Raw genomic sequence first — 21,900 nt, 5'->3', positions numbered from 1 at the left:
ATGCCCTTCTTCTCCAAGCGAACGCCCTGGCCAAGCCTATGCACTCTGTGACCCTGAACGTCCTGCGTGACCCTGTCATTCATCCGCCGGACGGCGAGACGGCGGCGCCCATCAGCCGGCAGGCGCTGCATCTTGCCGTGATGGACCGCCTGCGCAAGATGATGATCGAAGGCACCCTGCCGCCGGGCGCGCATCTGAACGAGCGCGCCCTGTGCGAGCAACTCGGTGTGTCGCGCACGCCGCTGCGCGAGGCGCTCAAGATGCTGGCCGTCGAGCGGCTGATCGAACTGCTGCCGAATCGCGGCGCGCGTGTCGTGACGTTGTCGGCCAGCGATATCGCCGATGCCTTCGAACTGCTCAGCGGCCTCGAAGCGCTGGCTGGCGAATTGGCTTGCGAGCGCATCACGTCCGCGGAAATCGACGATATCCAGGCGTTGCACAGCGAAATGATGACGTGTCACGCGAACGGCGACCTTCCCGGCTATTTCGACTGCAATCAGCGGATTCACGATCGTATCAATGCGGCGGCGCGTAATCCCGCCCTCACGCAAATGTACCAATCGGTCAATCAACGGCTGCAGGCGCTGCGATTCCGCTCCAATCTGCATGCCGGCAAATGGGAGCAAGCCGTCGACGAGCATGTTGCGATGCTGCGCGCCCTGCATGCGCGCGACGGTGCCGCGCTTGGCCGACTATTGCGTGGGCATCTGATGGCCAAGTGTGCCACCGTGCTCGCCCATCGACTCGCCGCCGCGTGACACGCCGGCGCGGCGCAGGCGTCGGAATGCGCTGGCGTGTTCACACGCTCACACATTCATGCGTTCACAGGCTCACGCCGCGCGCCCCAGACTCACCAATCCTTCGTTGAGCATGGCGGCGACATAGGCGTCGGTCTTGCTGCGCAGGTGCGCTTCCATCAGCGTGCGCAGTCGCTTGCCATCGCGTCGGCGTAGCAGCGCGAGCATTTCCGCATGTTCATCGACGGCCTGACGCCAGCGCTCGGGCGTTGGCGTCAATCGCTCGCGTACATACCGCAGGCGTGCGTTGAGATTGTGGAAATACTCGGCCAGCGGCCCGTTGTCCGCCATGCGCAGAATGCTCAGGTGAATCTGCTGATTCAGGGCGAAGTAGGCGGCGTGATCGGCGCGGGCGTAAGCCGATTCCATGTCGGCTTGCAGTTGCGTGAGGGCGTCAAGATCGGCCTCCGACGCTTTTTCGCACGCCTGCTCGCCCGAGAGTCCTTCGAGGACTGCCATCACGGCGAGCAGATTCACGACTTCGTCGACACTCACACGCGCCACGCGTGCCCGGCGCGTTTCCGAGATTTCCACCAACCCTTCGTTCGCCAGTCGCTTGAGCGCTTCACGCAGCGGCGTGCGCGAGACAGCCAGCGCGTCGCATAGCGCGCGTTCCGAGAGGGGCGCGCCGGGACGAAGCTCGCCGCGCACGATGCGCGCCTTGAGGGCTTCGTAAGCGGCGGCGTTCAGCGAGGCGGACGTGCTCATGCGCAATGATCGGGAAAATGGAATGCCAATTTTGATGGGGATGTCATCCGTCGTCAATCGAGAATGCGCGCTTTTTCCACGTTAACCCTGAATTTTGCGATTGCCGCTTGCCAATCCCATCTCGAAGATCTTATCGTTTACAAAAAATTGGTATACCAAAAAGAAAGGCTGGCCGACATCGGGTGCGTGCTGGCGTTGGAAGGAGGCTATGTGACATCCACCGTTCTGACCGAGCGAGACGGCGCCATCGCGCGGGTCACGCTCAATCGTCCTGAGAAGCTCAACGCGTTGACCAAGTCGATGTGGCAGGCGTTGGGGGACACAATCCTCACGTTGTCCGAAACGCCCGACGTGCGCTGTATCGTGCTGCGAGGGGCGGGCGAGAAGTCCTTCGCGCCGGGCAACGACATTGCGGAGTTCGAGACCGATCGCGCCAACGTCGAGCAGGCAAGAACGTATGGCGCGCTCATGCACCGCACGCTCGACGCCTTGTCCCGATGCCCTGTGCCGCTCGTCGCGATGATTCACGGCATTTGCGTCGGCGGCGGCATGGAGATCGCGGCGGCGTGCGACGTGCGCATCTGCGGCGAAACGAGCCGTTTCGGGGCGCCGATCAACAAGCTGGGCCTGGTGATGGCGCACGCGGAGCTATCGGGCCTGGTCCGTCTGCTCGGTCCCTCGCGCGCGCTCGAGATCTTGCTCGAAGGCCGGATCTTCGATGCGCAGGAGGCGTTGCGCATCGGGCTCGTGACCCGCGTGGTGGCCGACGGCGACGTCACGCGCGAGGCCTTGGAGAGCGCGTCGCGCATCGCTGCCGGCGCGCCGCTGGTGGCACGCTGGCACAAGCGCTTCGTGCGCGAACTGGCCAGCGGCCAGCCGCTCAGCGCCGCGCAGATCGACGAAGGTTTCGCGTGCTTCGGCACGGCCGATTTTCAGACGGGCTATCGCGCCTTCCTCGCGAAGACGCCGCCCGTGTTCGAGGGGCGGTGACATGACCGATACCGTCAAACCGGCCGGCGGGCCGTTGCAGGGTGTCAAGGTGATCGAGCTGTCGCACATCATGTCCGGCCCGGCGTGCGGCATGATGCTGGCCGACATGGGCGCCGACGTCATCAAGGTCGAGAAGATGGACGGCGACGACGCCCGTCGTTTTGCGCCGATCCTCCCGCACGGCGAATCGGCGTCGTTCATGATGCTCAATCGCAACAAGCGTGGCATCGCGCTCAATCTCAAGACCGAGGGCGGCTGCGCGGTGTTGCGCGAGATGCTGGCGAGCGCCGACGTCGTCACCGAAAACTATCGCAAGGGGACGATGGAGAAGCTCGGCCTGGGTTACGAGACCCTGCGCGCAGCCAATCCGGCGCTCATCTATTGCTCGATTTCCGGCTATGGACGCACTGGCCCGTACGCCGACAAAGGCGGCTTCGATCTGATTGCGCAAGGGCTCTCAGGCCTGATGAGCGTGACGGGCGAGCCGGGCCAGGCGCCCATCAAGGCGGGCTCGCCGATTGCGGATATCAACGCGGGCATTCTGGCGGCGCTCGGTATCTCGGCGGCGTACGCGCATCGACTGCGCACGGGGCAAGGACAGATCGTCGACACGTCGCTGCTCGAAGCGGGATTCCAGCAGATGTACTGGGCGGCGGCCAACTTCTTCGCGAGCGGCGAGAATCCGCCGAAGCTTGGCTCGGCGAATCCGACGAGCACCCCCTATCAGGCGTTTCGAACGCAAGACGGGTGGATCAATATCGGCGCGGCCAATCAGGCGAACTACGAACGGTTGCTGCAGGTGCTCGACGCCCCCGAGATCGCCGGTGATCCGCGTTTCGCCACCAACGCCGGGCGCACGGCGCACCGTGCCGAACTCGTCGAGCGCCTCACGGCGTACCTGATGCGCGACACCACCGAGCGCTGGGTCGAACGGCTCGACGCCGTGGGCTTGCCGGTCGGCCCGGTGTTGCCGATCTCCGAAGCGGTGACGCACCCGCAGATCGTAGCGCGCGAGATGGTGGTGGAAACCGTGCACCCGCTGGACGGCCCGACACGGAGCATCGGTCTGCCGATCCGCTTTTCCGAGACGCCGAAACGCACGGGTGGTCCCGCGCCGCGGCTTGGCGAACACACGTGCGAGGTGTTGATGGAGTATGGCTTCGACACGACGCGGATTCGCGACTTGATCGCGCAGGGGGCGGTGCATGCGCTGGAGGACCGGCACGCGTGAGTGCATGACGTACGCCGACCGTCGGCGATGCGGATTCTCCGCGTGTTGACGCGCAGCGCAGAACTTCCCTCCCGGTGGCCGGTCGGTTTTAGACTGGCGCATGACAGGCCACCGATCAATCCGACCCGACGCCCAACGTCGACAGGAGGGAGCGCATGACTTCTGGCAGTATCTCCGACAATCGTCTCGGCCCGTCGCCGGCCCGATGGTCGCGTCTTGACCACGCGCGTAACATAGGGCTTCACTCGCTTGCGCTCCATCGTCTGCCGATGGGCGCGCTGTTCCTCTTCCCTTCGCGAGGTGAGCATGCCGGCACGTATTGAAGATTACGCAATGATTGGCGACTGCCGAAGCGCTGCGCTCGTCGCGCGCGATGGCTCGATCGACTGGCTCTGCTGGCCGTATTTCGATTCGCCCGCGTGTTTCGCGGCGCTGCTTGGCGGCCCGGAGCATGGCCGATGGAAGCTCGCCCCCGACGATCCTCGCGTGACCTGTACGCGTCGTTATCACGACGACACGCTGATTCTCGAGACCCGCTTCGAGACGGTGGAGGGCTGCGTCGCCGTGATCGACTTCATGCCGTTGCGCGACGGCGCGGCCGACCTTGTGCGGCTGGTCAAGGGCATCCACGGAACGGTGACCATGTCGATGGAGTTGATCCTGCGCTTCGACTATGGGGCGTCGGTGCCGTGGTCGCGTCCGCTCGACGGCGACGATCCCACCGGGCCGGGGATGCGTCTCATCGCGGGACCCGACAAGGTCGTGGTGCGCACGCCCATCGAGATTCAGGATGTGCCGGGCAGTCTGCGCGCGCGCTTCGATGTGACGGCCGGTGACACCGTGCCGTTCGTGCTTTCGCGCGTGCCGTCGCATCACGCCGATCCGCGCGAGATCGATCCGCTCGCCGCCCTCGCCGATACCGAGCGCTACTGGCGCACCTGGGCTCACCGCTGCCAGCTCGACGGCCGCTGGGCCGATGCGATTCGCCGCTCGCTCATCGTGCTCAAGGCGCTCACGTTCGTGCCGACGGGCGGCGTGGTGGCCGCGCCGACGACGTCGTTGCCCGAACAGCTTGGCGGCGAGCGCAACTGGGACTATCGCTATTGCTGGTTGCGCGACGCCACGCTCACCTTGCAGGCGCTCATGCTCGGGGGCTACTACACCGAAGCGAACGACTGGAGCGATTGGCTGGTGCGCGCCGTGGCCGGTGCGCCGTCGCAGGTGCAGATCATGTACGGACTCTCGGGCGAGCGGCGTTTGCCCGAGTGGGAGGTCGATTGGCTGCCCGGCTACGAAGGGGCGAAGCCCGTGCGCGTGGGCAATGGCGCGGTCGGGCAGTTGCAGCTCGACGTGTATGGCGAAGTGATGGACGCGTTGCATCAGGCGCGTCTGGGCGGATTGACGCCGGACGAGGCCACGTGGGAGGTGCAGACGAAGCTCGTGGCGCATCTCGAGACGGTGTGGCGCAAGCCGGACGAGGGCATCTGGGAGGTGCGCGGCGGACGCCAGCACTTCACCTACTCGAAGGTCATGGCCTGGGTCGCGTTCGATCGGGCGATCAAGTCGGCCGAGCGCTTCGGCTTGCCGGGGCCGATCGATCACTGGCGCGACTTGTGCAAGGAGATTCATGCGGACGTCTGCGCGCACGGCTTCGACACGACGCGCAATGCGTTCATGCAGGCCTATGGTTCCGCGGAGATGGATGCGAGCGTGCTGATGATTCCGCTCGTGGGCTTCCTGCCGGCGAACGATCCGCGCATCATAGGCACCATCGAGGCGGTCGAGCGAGACCTCATGCACGACGGGCTGGTGCAACGCTATCGCACGAGCCGGGTCGACGACGGCCTGCCGGCGGGCGAGGGCGCGTTTCTCGCCTGCAGCTTCTGGATGGTCGATTGCCTGGTGATGATCGGCCGTCAGCGCGACGCCCGTGCCCTGTTCGAGCGGTTGCTGTCGTTGCGCAACGACGTCGGTCTGCTGGCCGAGGAGTACGACACGCATCATGCGCGTCAGGTCGGCAACTTCCCGCAGGCGTTTTCGCACATCGCGCTCGTGCACGCGGCCATCCGACTCGAAGCGCTTGCCGATGACGACCGCGCGGATAATTCGGCTGACGAACAAAATGCCGATGATGAGGACCGGTTCGAACATGTGGGGTATCGCGCGATCGGGGTTTGAGGTGGAGCGCGCGGCGCAACAGGGTCGGCCCGCCTGAAGCGGGCTAGAATTCTGATTTCGCTTAATTCTTTTGAGGGACGGGATTGGCCGCCGCGTCTCGTCACCACGCCGCATGACGCAAGACAAAACACTCACCGCGCTGCTGTGGATCGTAGCGGCGGGCTTTTTCATGCAGGCGCTCGATACGACCATCGTCAATACGGCGCTGCCCGCGATGGCGGCGAGCCTTGGCGAGAACCCGCTGCGCATGCAGCCCGTGGTGGTCGCCTACTCACTGACAATGGCCATGCTCACCCCGGCGTCGGGTTGGCTGGCCGACCGGTTCGGCACGCGCCGCGTCTACTTCGTTGCGATTTTGCTGTTCGTGATCGGTTCGATCTTCTGTGCGATGGCGCACACGATGACGCAACTGGTGCTCGCGCGCGTGTTGCAGGGGGCGGGGGGCTCGATGCTCTTGCCGATCGGGCGTCTCGCGGTGCTGCGCACCTTCCCGGCGGGGCAATATCTGGCGGCGCTCGCGTTCGTGTCGATTGCCGGGCAGGTCGGGCCGATGATCGGCCCGGTGCTGGGCGGCTGGCTGGTTCAGGTTGCCTCATGGCATTGGATTTTCCTGATCAATGTGCCGATCGGCATCGCCGGCAGCTTGGCGGTACGGCGCTACTTGCCGCCTCCGGCGCGTGACGAGGTCATCGATGCCGACTTTGACTGGGCGGGCTTCGCGCTGCTCTCGATGGCGATGGTGTCGTTTACGCTGGCGCTGGATCATCCGTTCTCCGACCGGGGATGGGGGGTGTCCGCCGGGCTGGCGCTGCTTTGCGTCGTCACGACGCTGGGATATTGGCCTTATGCCCGGCGTCGCGCCGCGCCGTTGTTCCCGCTCGAACTCTTCGCGACGCGGAGTTTCCGCCTCGGGCTGCTGGGCAATCTCGTCGCGCGGATTGGCAGTAGCGCCGTGCCTTTCCTGTTGCCGTTGCTGCTTCAGGTGGCCATGGGGTATAGCCCGCTTGCGTCGGGACTGATGATGTTGCCGGTTGCACTGGCGGGCGTGGTGGTCAAGCGGATGGTGACGCCGCTGGTGGCGCGCTTCGGCTACACGCGTTTTCTGATGGTCAACACGGCGGTGGTCGGCGGTGCGATCGCGAGCTTCGCGCTGTTCGGGCCGGGGTGGCCGATGTGGCTAGGGTTGGGGCAACTGGCGATCTTCGGCGGCGCGAACTCGATGCAGTTCGCCGCGATGAACAGTGTCACCCTGAAGGATCTTGGCACGCGCCGCGCGAGCGCGGGCAATGGCCTGTTCTCGATGGCGCAGATGCTTGCGTTGGGACTGGGCGTGACCATCGGCGGCCAGTTGTTGGCACTGTTCGGTCAATTGGCCGGGCAGGCAGGCGAGGGCGGAATGGGCGGTACGGTGGCGGGGTTTCGACTGACGTTCGTATGTGTCGGGCTGATTACGCTCGCGTCGGCGATCATTTTCCGCCGCGTGGAGGATCCCGCGGCAGGGGGCGCCCAAGGCGGCAGCGAGACGCGACCCGCGTCTGCCACCGATCTCAGGCGCTGAGCGCGCGGGTTACCGTTTTACCAGCGCACACTTCGAATCGGCCAACGGGGCGAACGCCTTGTCGGCCGGGATCGTCTCCAGGATCTTGTACAGATCCCACGCCGACTTCGATTCGGCCGGCGTCTTGACCTGCACCAGCAGCATGTCGTGCACCAGCTTGCCATCGGCGCGAATGTGTCCGTTGCGGATCACCGGGTCGTCGATCTTCATCGACTTGAGCTTGGCCATGACGGTGTCGGCGTCGTCGGTGCGCGCCGCCTGAATCGCCTTCAGGTAATTGAAAACGGCGGAATAGACGGCGGCCTGCATCATGGTCGGCATCTTCTTGTGCTGCGCGAAGAAGCGCTGGGCGAAGGCGCGCGAGCGGTCGTCCTGGTCCCAATAGAAGCCGTTCGTGAGGATCATGCCCTGCGCGTTCTTCAGGCCCATGCCGTGCACTTCAGTGATCAACGACAACAGTGGCGTGAAGACCTGCTTGCCGCCCTGGATCATGTTGAACTGCGACGCCTGCTTGACGGTGTTGAGCGTGTCCGTGCCCGAGTTCGCCAGCGCGATCACCTGCGCCCCGGACGTCTGCGCGCGCAGCAGGTACGACGACATATCGGGCGAGTTCACCGGATGCTTCACCGAACCCACGACCTTGCCGCCCTGGCGCGTGAGAATCTCGCTGGCGTCCTTCTCCAGCGCCTGACCGAACGCGTAGTCGGCGGTGATGAAGTACCACGACTTGAGGCCTCGGCGAAGCAACGCCTGCGACGTGGAATTCGCGAGCGCGTACGTGTCGTACATCCATTGCACGCTGTGCGCTGTGCATTGTTCATTACTGATGGCCGACGAACCCGCGCCGGTCACCAGCGCGATCTTCTTCTTTTCCTCGGCGATGCGATCGACGGCGAGCGCGACGTTCGAGAATGTCAGGTCGGTGATCATGTCGACTTTGTCGCGGTCGTACCACTCGCGGGCGATCGTGGCGCCGGTGTCGGTCTTGCCCTGAGAGTCGGCCGAGATCAATTCGATCGGCGCGCCGAGCACCTTGTGATCGTGCGCGAAGTCGTCGATCGCCATGGTGGCGGCGACCACGCTGCCTTTGCCAGCATTGTCGCTCGACACACCGGACAGATCGGTGAGCACACCGATCTTCACGACGCCGTCCGAAATGCCTCCGCCGGCCGCGGGTTGGGCGGCGCAGACAACGGGGCCCAGCGCGGTAAGGGTGAACGAAGCGGCAACGGCAATCGCGCGGCGCAAGTGGCCGGTGAGGCTGGGCATGGGGTGTCTCCAATGTTCGCGTGATGACGCCCCGCCGTCGGACGACAGGGGTCGTTAGGTCTCGAACATATTAAACATCCCGTAATTGCTTGCGCAATCCGTAATCGCGTTGGCGCGTATCGGGATTTCCCTGGGGTTTCGCCTGCCCGGGAGACGGCGTATGCAAGGCGGCAACGGCCTTCAGCGCTCGCAGTGCGGCGTGGCGCCCTGCGCGCTGGTGGCAATGGCGTTGCCGATGCCCAATGCCAGCCGGTCGACGAGCCGGCGTTGCGCCGCGACCACGTCATCGATGCCACCCGTGCTACCCGACGCCGTCTCCGTGCCGGCGAAGCGGCAAGTGAGCACGACGTCGCCCGGTACCCGGCGAATGCTCCACACGGCGGCGAGTGCGGCCTGCTCGCCCGGCACCGACTCGAAACGCTGTACCGACGTCGAGACGCGGTACACGGTCAGACCATCGGCGCGGGGCAGGCCATACACGTCCATCGCGCCGAGATGTTGCGTGAGCTTGCGCGAGATCGTCGACGTCAGTTCGGTCTTGAGCGGCGCGGCCCAGCGCGATTCCTCCAGAATGTCGACGCGACCGCCGCCGCGCGTGACGACGATCTGCGGCCGGTCGACCTGCTCAGGCACGGCGACCGGCGAGACTTCGACCGCATAGCGCGCCGCCGGCACGTTGGCGCCACTCGTGGCGGCGCTGCCCGCGGGCGTTCCCGTGTCGTCGGTCAGGGTGTAGAAGCGCGACGGCGGCGATGCACAGCCGGCGAGCACCAGGGTCAGCGCGGCGAGCACGGCGCGGGCCATCGGCGTCGCGCAGCGGCGCGGGCTACGGGTCATGTCAGGCGGGCTCGTCATGGTTGCGGATCCTTGGGTTTGCCGCGCAGCAGCGCCTCGGGATGCTGCTGCAGATAATCGGCCAGCGTGCCCAGCGAGCGCAAGGTCTTCGTCAGTTCCTGCATGGCCTGACGAACATCCTGCTGTACCGGGGCATCTTCGGAGAGGGTGCGCTCGGCGGCGCCGAAGCTCTTCTTCGCCTCGCTGAGCGTGGCCTTCGCCTCGGGCGCGATCTCGCCGTCGAGCTGGCGGAACAGGCCCTGCGCGCTGTCGAGCGTCTTGTCGAGCTTGCGCAGTGACGAATCGAGATTCTGACCAATGCTGTCGAACGGAATCTTGTCGAGCTTGGTCGCGATGTCGGCAATCTGGAGCTGCAACTGGTCGAGCGTGTTGGGCACCGTCGGCATGACGACAACGTTGTCGACTTCCTCGGCACGGGCGGGCTTGGCGTTCGGGAAGAAGTCGAGTGCCACGTACAACTGGCCCGTCAGCAGATTGCCGGTGCGCAACTGACCGCGCAGACCGCGCGCCACTAGCGAATTCAGAATCTGGCGGCTGGCAAGTTCGTCCGGCGGCAGGTTGTTCTTCGGATCGCGGCGGCGCAGACGGTCCGGATAGACCTCGACCGTCACCGGCATGTTGATCTGCTTGGTCGCCTGGTCGAATTCCACGCCGATCGACGTGACTTCACCGAGCGTGATGCCGCGGAAATCCACCGGTGCGCCCACTGCCAGACCGCGCAGCGACTGCTGGAAGCGGAACACGACCGTCATCGGATGTGTGTCGGGGGCCTTCATGGCGGTGGTTTCATCAGGGGCCAGGCGGAATTCCTGCCCAGCCTTGGCCATCACGCCGGCGCCCGACTCGTTCGGTGCCTGGAAGGCGATGCCGCCGATGACCACCGACGCCAGCGATTGCGTATTGACCTGAAAGCCGCTCGAATCGAGCCGCAAATCGATGCCGCTCGCATGCCAGAAGCGCGTGTTGGAGCCGACATACTGGTCATAGGGGGCCTGGACGAACACGCGCAGCGTGACGCCCTTGCCATCCGGATCGAGCGAGTAGGCTTCGACCTGACCGACCTGAATGCGACGGTAATAGATCGGCGAGCCGATGTCGAGCGAGCCGATGTCGGCCGCATGCAGCACGAAGGGCTTGCCCGGTTGGCCGCTGGAGACCACCGGCGGCACTTCGAGGCCCACGAAATGCTCCGACGATTCCTTCGACTTGCCGGCGTCGGCGCCGATATAGGCGCCCGAGAGCAGCGTCGACAGACCCGAGACGCTGCCGCCGGCCACGCGCGGTCGCACCACCCACCAACGCGAATCCTTGACCGCGAACCGCTTGGCGTTCTGCGTGAGGTCGACGGTCACGCGCACGTGCGACAGGTCGTCGGACAGCTCGATGTTCTTGACGGTGCCGATATCGACTTCCTTGTACTTGACCTTCGTCTTCCCGGCTTCGAGGCCTTCGGCCGTCTTGAAGTCGATGACGACGCTGGGGCCCCGCTCGATGATCGCCTTGGCGACGAGCGACAGGCCGATCACGGCGGCCACCAGCGGAATGAGCCAGACGAGCGACGGCGCCCAGCGTTTGCGCGGCTCGATGACCGGCGTGGGCAGCTCGCCGGCGCCGGGCGGCGGCGCGGCGTTGGGGGCTTGCGGATCTTTCGGGTCAGTCATGATCGTCCTGTTCGGTATCGTCGTCGCGGATCTGATCCCAGATCAACCGCGGGTCGAACTGCATCGAGGCGAGCATCGTGAGCACGACCACCGCGCCGAACGCCACGATGCCGGGACCGGCCTGGATCACGGCCAGCGACTGAATGTTCACGAGCGCGACCATCAGCGCGACGACGAAGACATCGAGCATCGACCAGCGGCCGATAAACTCGATCATGTGGTAAAGCTTGGTGCGTTGATGCGGGTTCCAACGGGCGCCGCGCTGCGCGGTGAGGCATAGCAGCGACAGCGCAATGAGCTTGAGCATCGGCACGAGAATGCTCGCCGTAAAGACGACGATGGCCAGATCGTACTCGCCGCTGACCCAGAAATAGATCACCCCGCTCATGATCGTGTCGCTGGAATTCCCGAGCAGCGAGCGCGTCTGCATCATGGGCAGGACGTTGGCGGGAATGTACAGGATCGCGGCGGCGATCAGCAAGGCCCAGGTGCGCGTGAGGCTGTCGATCTTGCGTTGATGCAGGGCCGCGCCGCAGCGCGGGCAGTGCGCGGTCTCGAGCGTTTTGACATAGCGCGAGAGCCGTCCGCACGCCGTGCACGCGACCAGTCCGGCGTCTTTGGCGGTGAGGTATTTCATCTTGGCACCCTGCGCGATGGCGAGGCGTCGGGCGCGTCCGCATTCGGTGTGTGGTCGATCACGAGCCAGAGATTGCGCAGGTCGTAAGACAACACCATCGCCAGCAACACCGTGAGCGCCCCGAAGGCCCATAACGCGATGCCGGGCAAAACGCTGGCCATGGACGAGAGTTTGACCACAGAGACCAGCACGCCCAGCATGAACACTTCGATCATGCCCCAGGGCCGGCAGAACTCGATGGCGCGCAACACATGGAAGACGGCGTACGGCCGCCGCCCGACCGAAAGCGGGCCGATCAGATGGACCAGTGCGAGCAATTGCGAGAGCGGCGAGAGCACGGTGGTGGTAAACACCAGCAAGGCGACGAGCCACATGCCTTCGCGATACAGCGCCCAGGCGGCGCCGATGAGCGTGGTGCGCGTGTAGATGCCCTGCACCTCGATCTCGACGATGGGAAACGCGTTCGCGATGGCGAACACGATCAGGCAAGTCAGCGTGAGCGCCAGCACGCGCGACAGGCGCAGATCGGGGGCGCGGTAAAGCACCGAATGACAGCGCACGCAGCGGGCCGCCTCTCGCGGGGGCACGTCCGTGCGACGGTGCAGCGTGTCGCAGTTGGGACATGCCATCAGGTTTGTCACGTCATCTTCAGGGGGCAAGGGGTTCATTCCCGGGGACGGTGACCAAAGTGACGCTCAGAATACCAAATTGTTGAGGAAGTTCCTGCATTGTGCGCTGCGGCGCAACATTCGGCATGGTTTGTGCTAAGTCACGGAAAACCGCAATGGTTTGCTCTATACTCAACGAACTCCCGCAAAGTTTTCGAATATTTGAGGAGATTTCCCCCATGCTGAATATGTCGAGGCGCCAGTTCCTGAAAGTGAGTGGCGCAACATTGGCCGGGTCCAGCCTGGCAATGCTCGGGTTCGCGCCCGATGCGGCACTGGCGGAAGTCCGCCAGTTCAAGCTGGCGCGAGCGACGGAAACCCGCAATACCTGTCCCTACTGTTCCGTGGCCTGCGGCCTGCTGATGTACAGCTATGGCGACGGGGCGAAGAATGCGCGGAAGAGTATTTTCCACATCGAAGGCGACCCCGACCACCCGGTCAATCGCGGCACTTTGTGTCCGAAGGGGGCGAGCCTCATCGACTTCATCCACAGCCCGAACCGTCTCACGCACCCGGAGTACCGCAAGCCCGGTTCCGACAAGTGGGAGCGGATTTCCTGGGACGATGCGCTCGATCGCATCGCCAAGCTGATGAAGGACGATCGCGACGCCAATTTCGTCGAGAAGACGGATGACGGCCTGACCGTCAACCGCTGGCTCACGACGGGCATGTTGGCGGCGTCCGCGTCGAGCAACGAAGTCGGCTATATCACGCACAAAGTCATCCGCAGTACCGGGATGCTGGGATTCGACAACCAGGCACGTGTCTGACACGGCCCGACGGTGGCAGGTCTTGCCCCGACGTTTGGCCGCGGTGCGATGACGAACCATTGGGTCGACATCAAGAACGCGGATCTGGTTCTCATCATGGGCGGCAACGCGGCCGAGGCGCACCCATGCGGTTTCAAATGGGTCACCGAGGCCAAGGCGCACAACAACGCGCGCCTGATCGTGGTCGACCCGCGCTTCAACCGTTCGGCATCGGTCGCGGATGTCTACGCCCCGATCCGTTCCGGCACGGATATCGTCTTCCTCGGCGGGTTGATCCATTACCTGCTCACGAACGACAAGATCCAGCACGAATACGTCAAGAACTACACCGACTTCACGTTCCTCGTGAAAGACGAATTCGCGTTCGAAGACGGCATCTACTCGGGTTACAACGCCGAGAAGCGCACGTACGACCGCAGCACCTGGGACTACCAGAAGGGCGCGGACGGATACGTTCTCACCGACCCGACGCTGCAACACCCGCGCACGGTGTTTCAGTTGATGAAGCAGCACTACTCGCGCTATACCCTCGAGATGGTCGAGCGCGTGTGCGGCACGCCCGCCGACAAGATCGACCAGATCTACAAGCAGATCGCCGAGTGTTCCACTCCGACGCGCACGATGACCATCATGTACGCGCTGGGCTGGACGCAGCACTCGATCGGCTCGCAGATGATTCGTACCGGCGCGATGGTGCAACTGTTGCTGGGCAATATCGGGGTGGCGGGCGGCGGCATGAATGCGCTGCGGGGTCATTCGAACATTCAGGGCCTGACCGACCTGGGGCTGATGACCGACTTGCTGCCGGGCTACATGACGTTGCCCAAGCAGGCCGAGCAGACCGTGGAGCAATACCTGACGGCACGCACGCAAAAGCCGCTGCGTCCGAACCAGCTCAGCTACTGGCAGAACTATCCGAAGTTCTACGTAAGCCTGATGAAGTCGTGGTGGGGCGACGCGGCCACGGCCGAGAACCACTGGGGCTACGACTATCTGCCCAAGCTCGACAAGCCCTACGACCTGCTGCAGGTGCTCGAGTTGATGAACCAGGGCAAGATGACGGGCTACCTCGCACAGGGGTTCAACCCGCTCGCGGCAGCGCCGGGCAAGTTCAAGTGGGATCAGGCACTCGCCAAGCTCAAGTTCCTCGTCATCATGGATCCGTTGGCGACGGAAACGTCGGAGTTCTGGAAGAACTTCGGCGAGCACAACAACGTCGACTCCAGCAAGATTCAGACGGAAGTGTTCCGCTTGCCGACCACGTGCTTCGCTGAGGAAGACGGTGCGCTGGTCAACTCGGGGCGCTGGTTGCAGTGGCACTGGAAGGGTGCCGAGCCGCCGGGCGAGGCGCGCACAGACATCGAGATCATGACGGGACTGTTCCTGCGCCTGCGGGAGATGTACAAGACGCAGGGGGGTAAATTCCCCGATCCGATCGTCAACCTGTCGTGGCCGTACGCCCAGCCGGAGCGCCCGTCGCCCGAAGAACTTGCCAAGGAGTACAACGGTCGGGCGCTCAGGGACCTCGTCGATCCGAAGGATCCGACCAAGGTCACCCGCAAGGCCGGCGAACAACTGGCGGGTTTCGCCGAACTGAAGGACGACGGCAGTACGTCGTCGGGCTGCTGGATCTTCGCCGGCGCGTGGACGCAGGCGGGCAATCAGATGGCGCGGCGCGACAACAGCGATCCGACCGGCATCGGGCAGACGCTGAACTGGGCATGGTCGTGGCCGGCGAACCGTCGCATTCTGTACAACCGCGCGTCGTCCGATCTTGCGGGCAAGCCGTTCAATCCGAAGCACAAGCTGGTGTGGTGGAACGGCAAGATCTGGACCGGGGCGGACGTGCCGGACTTCAAGGTCGACGAGGATCCGGCGCTCGGCATGAGTCCGTTCATCATGAACCCTGAGGGCGTGGCGCGCTTCTTCGCGAAGGGAGCCATGGCCGAAGGGCCGTTCCCCGAACATTACGAGCCGTTCGAGACGCCGCTGGGCTACAACCCGCTGCATCCGAAGCAACCGAAGGCCACGAGCAATCCGGGCGCTCGTGTGTTCCCGGACGATCTGGCCGTGATGGGCACGGCCGACAAGTTCCCCTATGTGGCCACGACATACCGTCTGACCGAGCACTTCCACTACTGGACCAAGCACGCGCTGCTCAATTCGATCATCCAGCCCGAGCAATTCGTCGAGATCGGCGAGGCGCTCGCGAAGGAGATCGGTGTGGTGGCGGGCGACACGGTCAAGGTCTCGTCCAATCGCGGCTTCATCAAGGCCCGGGCGGTCGTGACCAAGCGCATTCGCGCGCTCAAGGTGGACGGCAAGACGATTCACCATGTGGGCATTCCGATTCACTGGGGCTTCAAGGGACTGACCAAGCCCGGGTTCCTCGCGAATACGCTGACGCCCATTGTGGGCGACGCCAATTCGCAGACACCCGAGTTCAAGTCGTTCCTGGTGAAAGTCGAGAAGGCATAAGGGGGCGCCATGGCATTGCAATCACTGGATATCAAACGGCGCTCAGCCACCACGCTGCCCTCGCCCTCCGTGCGCGAGTCGCACACGGGAGACGTTGCCAAGCTCATCGATACGTCGAAATGCATCGGCTGCAAGGCCTGCCAGACGGCGTGCATGGAATGGAACGACTTGCGCGACGAGGTCGGCACGAACGTCGGCGTGTACGACAACCCGGCGGACCTGACGGCCGATTCTTGGACGCTCATGCGCTTCACCGAGTACGAGAACCCGAAGGGCGACCTCGAGTGGCTGATCCGCAAGGACGGCTGCATGCATTGCGAGGACCCGGGCTGCCTGAAGGCGTGCCCGTCGCCGGGGGCCATCGTGCAATACGCCAACGGCATCGTCGACTTTCATGAAGAGGCGTGCATCGGCTGTGGGTACTGCATCACCGGATGTCCGTTCAACATCCCGCGTATCTCGCAGAAGGATCACAAGGCGTACAAATGTACCTTGTGTTCCGACCGGGTGTCGGTGGGGCTGGAGCCGGCGTGCGTGAAGACGTGCCCGACCGGCGCGATCCTGTTCGGCACCAAGGACGCCATGAAAGATCAGGCGGCCGAGCGCATCGAAGACCTGAAGTCGCGGGGGTTCGAGAACGCCGGGCTTTACGATCCGGCGGGGGTCGGCGGCACGCACGTGATGTATGTGCTTCATCACGCCGACAAGCCGTCGCTGTATCACGGTCTGCCGGACAATCCGCGCATCAGTCCGATGGTGACGCTCTGGAAGGGCATCGCCAAGCCGTTGGGCGTGGCCGCCATGGCGCTGACGGCGCTCGCCGGGTTCTTCCACTACATCAAGACCGGTCCGAACGAGACGACCGAGGACGATGAGGCGGCGGCCCGCCGCTACGACGCATCCCGCAAGGGTAACGGTCCCGATGGCCAGAAGGGCGTCGCCACGCACGAGGAGGTCTGACCATGTCGAACGAACGCAGTGATCGTCAGGCGGACAAGGACGATCTGATCGAGCGCTACAGTGCCGGGCAGCGCATCAACCACTGGATTGTCGCGGGCACGTTCATTCTGCTCGCGCTCTCGGGGCTCGCGCTGTTCCATCCGTCGATGTTCTGGCTGGCCACGCTGTTCGGTGGTGGATCGTGGACGCGGATTCTGCATCCGTTTGTCGGGCTGGTGATGTTCGTCACCTTCGTGTGCCTCGCCTTGCGGCTCGCGCGCTACAACCGGTTCGAATCGCGCGACACCGAGTGGATGAAGAAAATCGGCGACGTGCTGAACAATCGCGAAGAGAATCTGCCGGAAGTCGGGCGCTACAACGCCGGCCAGAAGCTGCTTTTCTACGTGATGGTGTTGTGCATGATCGGGTTGTTGCTCTCGGGCATCGTGATCTGGCGCGCCTACTTCGCGTTCTACTTCCCGATCGGGGTGATTCGTCTGGCTTCCGACGTGCATGCGGTGTGTGCATTCGTGTTGATTTGCGGCATCATTACGCATATCTATGCCGCGATCTGGATCAAGGGTTCCGTGCGCGCGATGACGCGCGGCACCGTCACCCGCGGCTGGGCGTGGAAGCACCATCGCGCCTGGTACAAGCAGCTCAACAAATGAGTCCGGCCCCGGTGGCCGGGCGCTCTTACGAGGCCGGCTACCTTGCAACGCATCCTTGAACCCGGACAGATCGAGTCGCTCGATCGGACCGCCATCCCCCGTCTACGCATGCCGCAACGCGCCGAAGTTTTCTCGGCGCGCGCGGCACGACTGCGTCAACTGGCCGACGGCCATCCACTCGGCGACTACCTGCGCCTCATGGCCTCGCTGGTCGACGCACAGCAGCGTGTGCTCGACACTTTTCAGGCGGAGCGTCCGACGGCCGAGTCGATCGAGCAGGCGCAATTGCACTGCATGCCGCTCGTGCCCGCGAACGGGGGATACGACGCGGGCCGATGGCAGCCGCTGCTCGCGCGGTTGCTCGATGCCATGTCGGCACAGCCGGACTTGCCCGCACCGGTACGCGCTGTGCTTGAACGGGTTCGTGCCTCCAGTCCGGCCGCGCTCGACTCGGCGGCGCAATCGTTGCTCGCCGGGCATGGCAAGGGCGTCGATGCCGCCAGCGCGCCGTTCCTGACGGCGGCGCTGCAAGTGCTCTGGACGGGCGTGGCAAGCACGTTCGACGCGGGCGACGTGCCGATGCTCGACGTCCCCAACGTCTGTCCCATGTGCGGCACGCTGCCGGTGGCGAGCGTCGTGCGCATTGGCGGGGCGCATGAGGGCTATCGTTATCTCGCGTGCGGGCTATGCTCGACCGAGTGGCATATGGTTCGCGTGAAATGCACACATTGCGAAGCGAGCCAGCATGTCGCTTATCACGTGCTCGACAAAACAGGGGATGCGGCGGCATCGGGGGCGGACCTGCAGGCGGCGCATGTCGGAGGGGACGTTGTCAGGGGTGCCGATGGTCGTCCGGCGCTCGACGACGCGGCCAAACGCGTGGCGTCATCCCCGATCCGGGCAGAGTCGTGCGACGACTGTCATAGCTATCGCAAGATCTTCTACCAGGACAAGGATCCTTTCGTGGAGCCGGTTGCCGACGATCTCGCGAGCCTGGCCCTCGACGTGCTGATGGGCGAAGCGGGGTACGCGCGCGCCAATGGCAATCCGTTGCTCTGGCAGAACACCGAAACGGCTTAAGGGATTGCGGGGGTGCGGATGGCCGAGCACGATCTTGAGTTTGCAGGGGCGGCGGATCTCCCGTCGCTAGACCGGCTGCTGGGGATGCCCGACTTTCAGGCAGCGTTGGCCGACTTCGGTCGCACGCAGGTGACCGACGCGTTGCGTCGCGATCTCGACGCGTGCCGCGCGGCGGCGCTTGCGGGCACGCTGACACATGACACCCTGGTCCCGGCTCGTTTCGGGGCACGTGTGACCCGCGCGCTTACCGAGCGCAACCGGGCGACGCTGCGTCCCGTCTTCAATCTCACTGGCACGGTGCTGCATACGAACCTCGGGAGAGCGTTGCTGCCCGAGGTTGCCGTGGAAGCGGTCATGCAAGCGCTCACGGCGCCGGCCAACCTCGAATTCGATCTCGCAACGGGCGGACGCGGCGACCGCGACGATCTCGTCGCGCCCGTGCTGTGCGAATTGACGGGCGGTGAGGCGGCGACGGTGGTGAACAACAACGCGGCGGCAGTACTGCTGATGCTGGCGACGCTTGCCAAGCGTCGCGACGTCGTGGTGTCACGCGGCGAGCTGGTGGAAATCGGCGGTGCGTTTCGGATTCCCGACATCATGACGCACGCGGGCGCGAAGCTTGTCGAAGTGGGCACGACCAACCGTACGCATGCGGCCGACTATCGTAATGCCATCGGCGAGAAGACGGCCTTGCTGATGAAGGTCCATTGCAGCAATTACGCGGTCACCGGCTTCACCAAGAGTGTCGACGTCGCGGAGGTCGTGCAGATTGCGAAGCCGCATGGCGTACCGGTGGCGGTCGATCTCGGCAGCGGCACCCTGACGCCGCTGGAGCGCTGGGGGCTGCCGCACGAGACCACGGTGCAGGAGACGATCGCCGCCGGCGCCGATCTCGTGACGTTCTCCGGCGACAAGCTGCTGGGCGGTCCGCAAGCGGGCATGATCGTCGGGCGCAAGGATCTCATCGCACGGATCAAGAAGCATCCGCTCAAGCGCGCGCTGCGCGTGGGCAAGCTCACGCTTGCGGCGCTGGAACCCGTGCTGCGGCTCTATCGCGATCCCGATCATCTGGCCGAGCGGCTCACCACATTGCGGCTGCTCACGCGTACGCGCGACGACATGATGGCGCAGGCGCAACGTCTGGCGCCGGTGCTCGCGCAGTCGTTGGGCGATGCCTATACCGTGAGCGCCGCGCCGATGGTGAGCCAGATCGGCAGCGGCGCGCTACCGGTCGAGCAGCTCCCGAGTTATGGCCTGGCGATCGTGCCGGCTGGCGGCGGCAAACGCGGCAGCGGACGCGCGCTGGCGGCGCTTGAAGCGGCATTGCGCGCGCTGCCGTATCCGGTGATCGGCCGGATTGCCGATCAAAGGCTATGGCTCGATCTGCGATGTCTCGAAGCGACTGACGAAGCGCGTCTGGCGTTGCAGTTTGCGGAGCTTCGCGCATGATCGTGGGCACCGCCGGTCACATCGATCATGGCAAGACGAGTCTCGTTCGCGCGTTGACCGGGGTCGACACGGATCGTCTGAAAGAAGAAAAGGCGCGCGGCATTTCCATCGAATTGGGGTACGCCTACACCCCATTGCCGGATGGCGAGGTGTTGGGGTTCATCGATGTTCCCGGCCATGAAAAGCTGATTCACACGATGGCCGCGGGGGCCGTCGGCATTGATTTCGCGCTGCTCGTGATTGCGGCGGACGACGGCATCATGCCGCAGACGCGCGAGCATCTCGCCATTCTTTCGATGCTGGGGGTGAGGCGTGGCGTGGTCGCGCTATCGAAAGCGGATCGCGTCGACGCGGCGCGGCTGGCCGCTGTGACCCAGGAGATTTCGCAATGGCTCGCGAACACGCCGTTCGCCGAGGCCGAGACGGTGCCGGTGTCAGCGACGACGCCGGGCGACACGGGCGTGGCGGCGCTGCGCGAGCAGCTCACGCAGGCGGCGCAGGCATTGCACTCGTCCGGCAATGCGGCGCGTCGCGAGGACGCATTGTTTCGTCTCGCCGTCGATCGTGTCTTCACGCTGGCAGGCCATGGTACGGTCGTGACCGGCACGGCGTTCGCTGGCACGGTGCGCGTGGGGGACAACCTCACCGTGATGCCGCAGGGATTGCCGGTGCGGGTGCGCAGCGTGCATGCGCAGAACCGTTCGGTGGAGGCGGGGCGCGCCGGGGAGCGTTGTGCGCTGAATCTGGCGGGGGTGGAGCGCGACCAGCTTCGGCGGGGCAACTGGATCGTGGCGGCGGGATTGCCGGGGCCGTCGACGCATGTGGATGTCGAACTGCACTGGCTTGAAGACAGTGCGCCACTCACGCAATGGTTTCCGCTGCATGTGCATGCGGGCACGACGCATGGGCAGGCCCGCACGGTATTGCTGGAAGGGGACACGCTGGCCCCCGGTGGCGCGATGCGCGTGCAATTGGTCTTCGATACGCCGGTGTGCACGATGCCGGGCGACCGCTTCATCGTGCGCAATCCGCAGGCGACGGCAACGGTGGGTGGCGGGCGGGTGCTTGACCCTGCGGCGCCGGAGCGCAGGCGTCGGTCGGCGGCGCGGTTGGCGTGGCTCGACGCCGTGGCGCGCGCGCTCGATGGCGAAGGATTGGATGCACTACTCGCGCAGGCCGCGTTTGGACTGACGAGCGAGCAGGTCATTGCGCTCACCGGGTTGCCGGCGGGGCAATGGCAGTGGCCGGCGAATGCGGTGGTGCTGGCGGGAGGGGAGGGGGAATCGCTCGCGTTTGCCCCTCAGGCGTGGGACACCGTGCGCACACGCGTGCTCGATGTGCTGCGCGACTATCACGCGCGCCAGCCGGACGAGCCGGGACTCGATGCTGCACGGCTGGGCCGCATGACGTGGCCGTCGATGGATGCGTGGCGTTGGCGCGCCTTCGTGCAGGCCATGTTGCGCGACGGAGCGCTGGCCCGTACCGGGGCGTGGTGGCATCTGCCGGCGCACCGTGTGGAAATGACGGATGACGAGACGGCGTTGGCAGACGCGCTGCTGCCGCTGGTGGTGCAGGGTCGTTTCGATCCGCCGTGGGTGAGGGACATGGGGCGTTCGCTGAACGTGCCTGAAGAGCGGGTGCGTGCGGTATTGCGCAAGCTTGCGAGACAGGGACGAGTGCATCAGATCGTGAAGGATCTGTTCTACGACGACGCTTGTGTCCAGACACTCGCCGGCATGATCGCCGACGCCGGCGGCAAGGTGGAAGCCGCTGCGTTTCGCGACACGACGGGCCTGGGGCGCAAGCGTGCGATCCAGATTCTGGAGTTCTTCGATCGTGCGGGATATACTCGCCGCGTTGGCGATTGGCATGTGCGCCGCCCCGGGGCGGAATGGGGCGCGGCGTAAAGTAGTCGGGATGCCGAACTCAGGTGATTCAAGCGATGCCTGAGCGCGTGCACG

Annotated in this window: 18 protein-coding genes; 12 read left to right on the top strand and 6 right to left on the bottom strand. The window is 64.9% G+C overall.

Annotated elements, in window-relative coordinates; translation table 11 throughout:
- The coding region (locus A985_RS0105815) for a GntR family transcriptional regulator (protein ID WP_369751550.1) at positions 1-758 on the top strand (758 nt) is incomplete at its 5' end.
- Between the two features lie 72 nt (positions 759-830).
- On the opposite strand, the gene A985_RS0105810 is transcribed toward A985_RS0105815, so the two are convergent.
- The gene (locus A985_RS0105810; RefSeq protein WP_039829942.1) at positions 831-1,505 is read right to left on the bottom strand and encodes a GntR family transcriptional regulator; all 675 of its coding nucleotides are present in this window, start codon (positions 1,503-1,505) and stop codon (positions 831-833) included.
- Positions 1,506-1,715: 210 nt separating this feature from the next.
- Between A985_RS0105810 and A985_RS0105805 the strand changes: the two genes are divergently transcribed.
- The 5 genes from A985_RS0105805 (at position 1,716) to mdtD (ending at position 7,462) form a co-directional block, all read left to right on the top strand.
- The gene (locus A985_RS0105805) at positions 1,716-2,495 is read left to right on the top strand and encodes an enoyl-CoA hydratase-related protein (RefSeq protein ID WP_026131685.1); all 780 of its coding nucleotides are present in this window, start codon (positions 1,716-1,718) and stop codon (positions 2,493-2,495) included.
- 1 nt (position 2,496) lies between these two features.
- Positions 2,497-3,726 (top strand): CaiB/BaiF CoA-transferase family protein, encoded by a 1,230-nt coding sequence (locus A985_RS0105800; protein WP_017232458.1) that lies wholly within the window; start codon positions 2,497-2,499, stop codon positions 3,724-3,726.
- 155 nt (positions 3,727-3,881) lie between these two features.
- The gene (locus tag A985_RS28095) at positions 3,882-4,049 is read left to right on the top strand and encodes a hypothetical protein (RefSeq protein ID WP_157211366.1); all 168 of its coding nucleotides are present in this window, start codon (positions 3,882-3,884) and stop codon (positions 4,047-4,049) included.
- On the top strand, positions 4,033-5,904 hold the full coding sequence (locus A985_RS0105795; RefSeq protein ID WP_017232457.1) for a glycoside hydrolase family 15 protein: 1,872 nt from the start codon (positions 4,033-4,035) through the stop codon (positions 5,902-5,904). Before A985_RS28095 ends, A985_RS0105795 begins: the two co-directional genes overlap by 17 nt.
- 112 nt (positions 5,905-6,016) lie before the next feature.
- Positions 6,017-7,462 (top strand): multidrug transporter subunit MdtD, encoded by a 1,446-nt coding sequence (mdtD, locus tag A985_RS0105790; RefSeq protein WP_017232456.1) that lies wholly within the window; start codon positions 6,017-6,019, stop codon positions 7,460-7,462.
- Between the two features lie 9 nt (positions 7,463-7,471).
- On the opposite strand, the gene A985_RS0105785 is transcribed toward mdtD, so the two are convergent.
- The 5 genes from A985_RS0105785 to A985_RS0105765 form a co-directional block, all read right to left on the bottom strand.
- Complete coding sequence (locus A985_RS0105785; protein WP_017232455.1) at positions 7,472-8,731, bottom strand: ABC transporter substrate-binding protein; 1,260 nt, start codon at positions 8,729-8,731, stop codon at positions 7,472-7,474.
- 180 nt (positions 8,732-8,911) lie between these two features.
- Positions 8,912-9,586: a membrane integrity-associated transporter subunit PqiC gene (locus A985_RS24395; RefSeq protein WP_017232454.1), complete on the bottom strand. Its 675-nt coding sequence runs from the start codon at positions 9,584-9,586 to the stop codon at positions 8,912-8,914.
- Entirely contained in the window at positions 9,583-11,247 is a 1,665-nt protein-coding gene (locus A985_RS0105775) for an intermembrane transport protein PqiB (protein ID WP_017232453.1), read from the bottom strand. The genes A985_RS24395 and A985_RS0105775 overlap by 4 nt, the downstream gene beginning before the upstream one ends.
- Positions 11,240-11,884, bottom strand: a complete 645-nt coding sequence (locus tag A985_RS0105770) for a paraquat-inducible protein A (RefSeq protein WP_017232452.1) — start codon at positions 11,882-11,884, stop codon at positions 11,240-11,242. Before A985_RS0105770 ends, A985_RS0105775 begins: the two co-directional genes overlap by 8 nt.
- Positions 11,881-12,513, bottom strand: coding sequence for a paraquat-inducible protein A (locus tag A985_RS0105765; protein WP_017232451.1), 633 nt, complete (start codon positions 12,511-12,513; stop codon positions 11,881-11,883). Before A985_RS0105765 ends, A985_RS0105770 begins: the two co-directional genes overlap by 4 nt.
- Positions 12,514-12,731: 218 nt before the next feature.
- On the opposite strand from A985_RS0105765, the gene fdnG reads away from it, so the two are divergent.
- Genes fdnG through selB form a run of 6 tightly spaced genes read left to right on the top strand, consistent with a single transcriptional unit; the run spans position 12,732 to position 21,846 of the window.
- Positions 12,732-15,800: a formate dehydrogenase-N subunit alpha gene (gene fdnG / locus A985_RS0105755; RefSeq protein WP_157211364.1), complete on the top strand. Its 3,069-nt coding sequence runs from the start codon at positions 12,732-12,734 to the stop codon at positions 15,798-15,800.
- A gap of 9 nt (positions 15,801-15,809) precedes the next feature.
- Positions 15,810-16,760: a formate dehydrogenase subunit beta gene (gene fdxH, locus A985_RS0105750; protein ID WP_017232448.1), complete on the top strand. Its 951-nt coding sequence runs from the start codon at positions 15,810-15,812 to the stop codon at positions 16,758-16,760.
- Between the two features lie 2 nt (positions 16,761-16,762).
- A complete protein-coding gene (locus A985_RS0105745; RefSeq protein WP_017232447.1) occupies positions 16,763-17,410 on the top strand; it encodes a formate dehydrogenase subunit gamma in 648 nt (215 codons plus the stop codon).
- A gap of 42 nt (positions 17,411-17,452) precedes the next feature.
- The gene (fdhE, locus tag A985_RS0105740) at positions 17,453-18,490 is read left to right on the top strand and encodes a formate dehydrogenase accessory protein FdhE (RefSeq protein WP_026131682.1); all 1,038 of its coding nucleotides are present in this window, start codon (positions 17,453-17,455) and stop codon (positions 18,488-18,490) included.
- An 18-nt stretch (positions 18,491-18,508) separates the two neighbouring features.
- Positions 18,509-19,939, top strand: coding sequence for an L-seryl-tRNA(Sec) selenium transferase (gene selA, locus A985_RS0105735; protein ID WP_017232445.1), 1,431 nt, complete (start codon positions 18,509-18,511; stop codon positions 19,937-19,939).
- On the top strand, positions 19,936-21,846 hold the full coding sequence (gene selB, locus A985_RS0105730) for a selenocysteine-specific translation elongation factor (RefSeq protein WP_017232444.1): 1,911 nt from the start codon (positions 19,936-19,938) through the stop codon (positions 21,844-21,846). The genes selA and selB overlap by 4 nt, the downstream gene beginning before the upstream one ends.
- Positions 21,847-21,900 lie beyond the last annotated feature (54 nt).

This window comes from Pandoraea sp. B-6 (assembly GCF_000282835.1).
Taxonomy (GTDB): Bacteria; Pseudomonadota; Gammaproteobacteria; order Burkholderiales; family Burkholderiaceae; genus Pandoraea; species Pandoraea cepalis.
The sequence above is the reverse complement of the archived record's forward strand: the minus strand, read 5'-3'. Positions and strand labels throughout refer to the sequence as shown.

Excerpts from the sequence above, each read along its gene's own strand:
- A985_RS0105810 (WP_039829942.1), bottom strand. The coding sequence starts at position 1,505 with ATGAGCACGTCCGCCTCGCTGAACGCCGCCGCTTACGAAGCCCTCAAG.
- A985_RS0105795 (WP_017232457.1), top strand. The coding sequence starts at position 4,033 with ATGCCGGCACGTATTGAAGATTACGCAATGATTGGCGACTGCCGAAGC.
- selA (WP_017232445.1), top strand. The coding sequence starts at position 18,509 with ATGGCCGAGCACGATCTTGAGTTTGCAGGGGCGGCGGATCTCCCGTCG.
- A985_RS0105745 (WP_017232447.1), top strand. The coding sequence starts at position 16,763 with ATGTCGAACGAACGCAGTGATCGTCAGGCGGACAAGGACGATCTGATC.
- mdtD (WP_017232456.1), top strand. The coding sequence starts at position 6,017 with ATGACGCAAGACAAAACACTCACCGCGCTGCTGTGGATCGTAGCGGCG.
- A985_RS0105785 (WP_017232455.1), bottom strand. The coding sequence starts at position 8,731 with ATGCCCAGCCTCACCGGCCACTTGCGCCGCGCGATTGCCGTTGCCGCT.
- A985_RS28095 (WP_157211366.1), top strand. The coding sequence starts at position 3,882 with ATGACTTCTGGCAGTATCTCCGACAATCGTCTCGGCCCGTCGCCGGCC.
- A985_RS0105770 (WP_017232452.1), bottom strand. The coding sequence starts at position 11,884 with ATGAAATACCTCACCGCCAAAGACGCCGGACTGGTCGCGTGCACGGCG.
- A985_RS24395 (WP_017232454.1), bottom strand. The coding sequence starts at position 9,586 with ATGACGAGCCCGCCTGACATGACCCGTAGCCCGCGCCGCTGCGCGACG.
- selB (WP_017232444.1), top strand. The coding sequence starts at position 19,936 with ATGATCGTGGGCACCGCCGGTCACATCGATCATGGCAAGACGAGTCTC.
- A985_RS0105775 (WP_017232453.1), bottom strand. The coding sequence starts at position 11,247 with ATGACTGACCCGAAAGATCCGCAAGCCCCCAACGCCGCGCCGCCGCCC.
- fdxH (WP_017232448.1), top strand. The coding sequence starts at position 15,810 with ATGGCATTGCAATCACTGGATATCAAACGGCGCTCAGCCACCACGCTG.
- A985_RS0105800 (WP_017232458.1), top strand. The coding sequence starts at position 2,497 with ATGACCGATACCGTCAAACCGGCCGGCGGGCCGTTGCAGGGTGTCAAG.
- A985_RS0105765 (WP_017232451.1), bottom strand. The coding sequence starts at position 12,513 with ATGGCATGTCCCAACTGCGACACGCTGCACCGTCGCACGGACGTGCCC.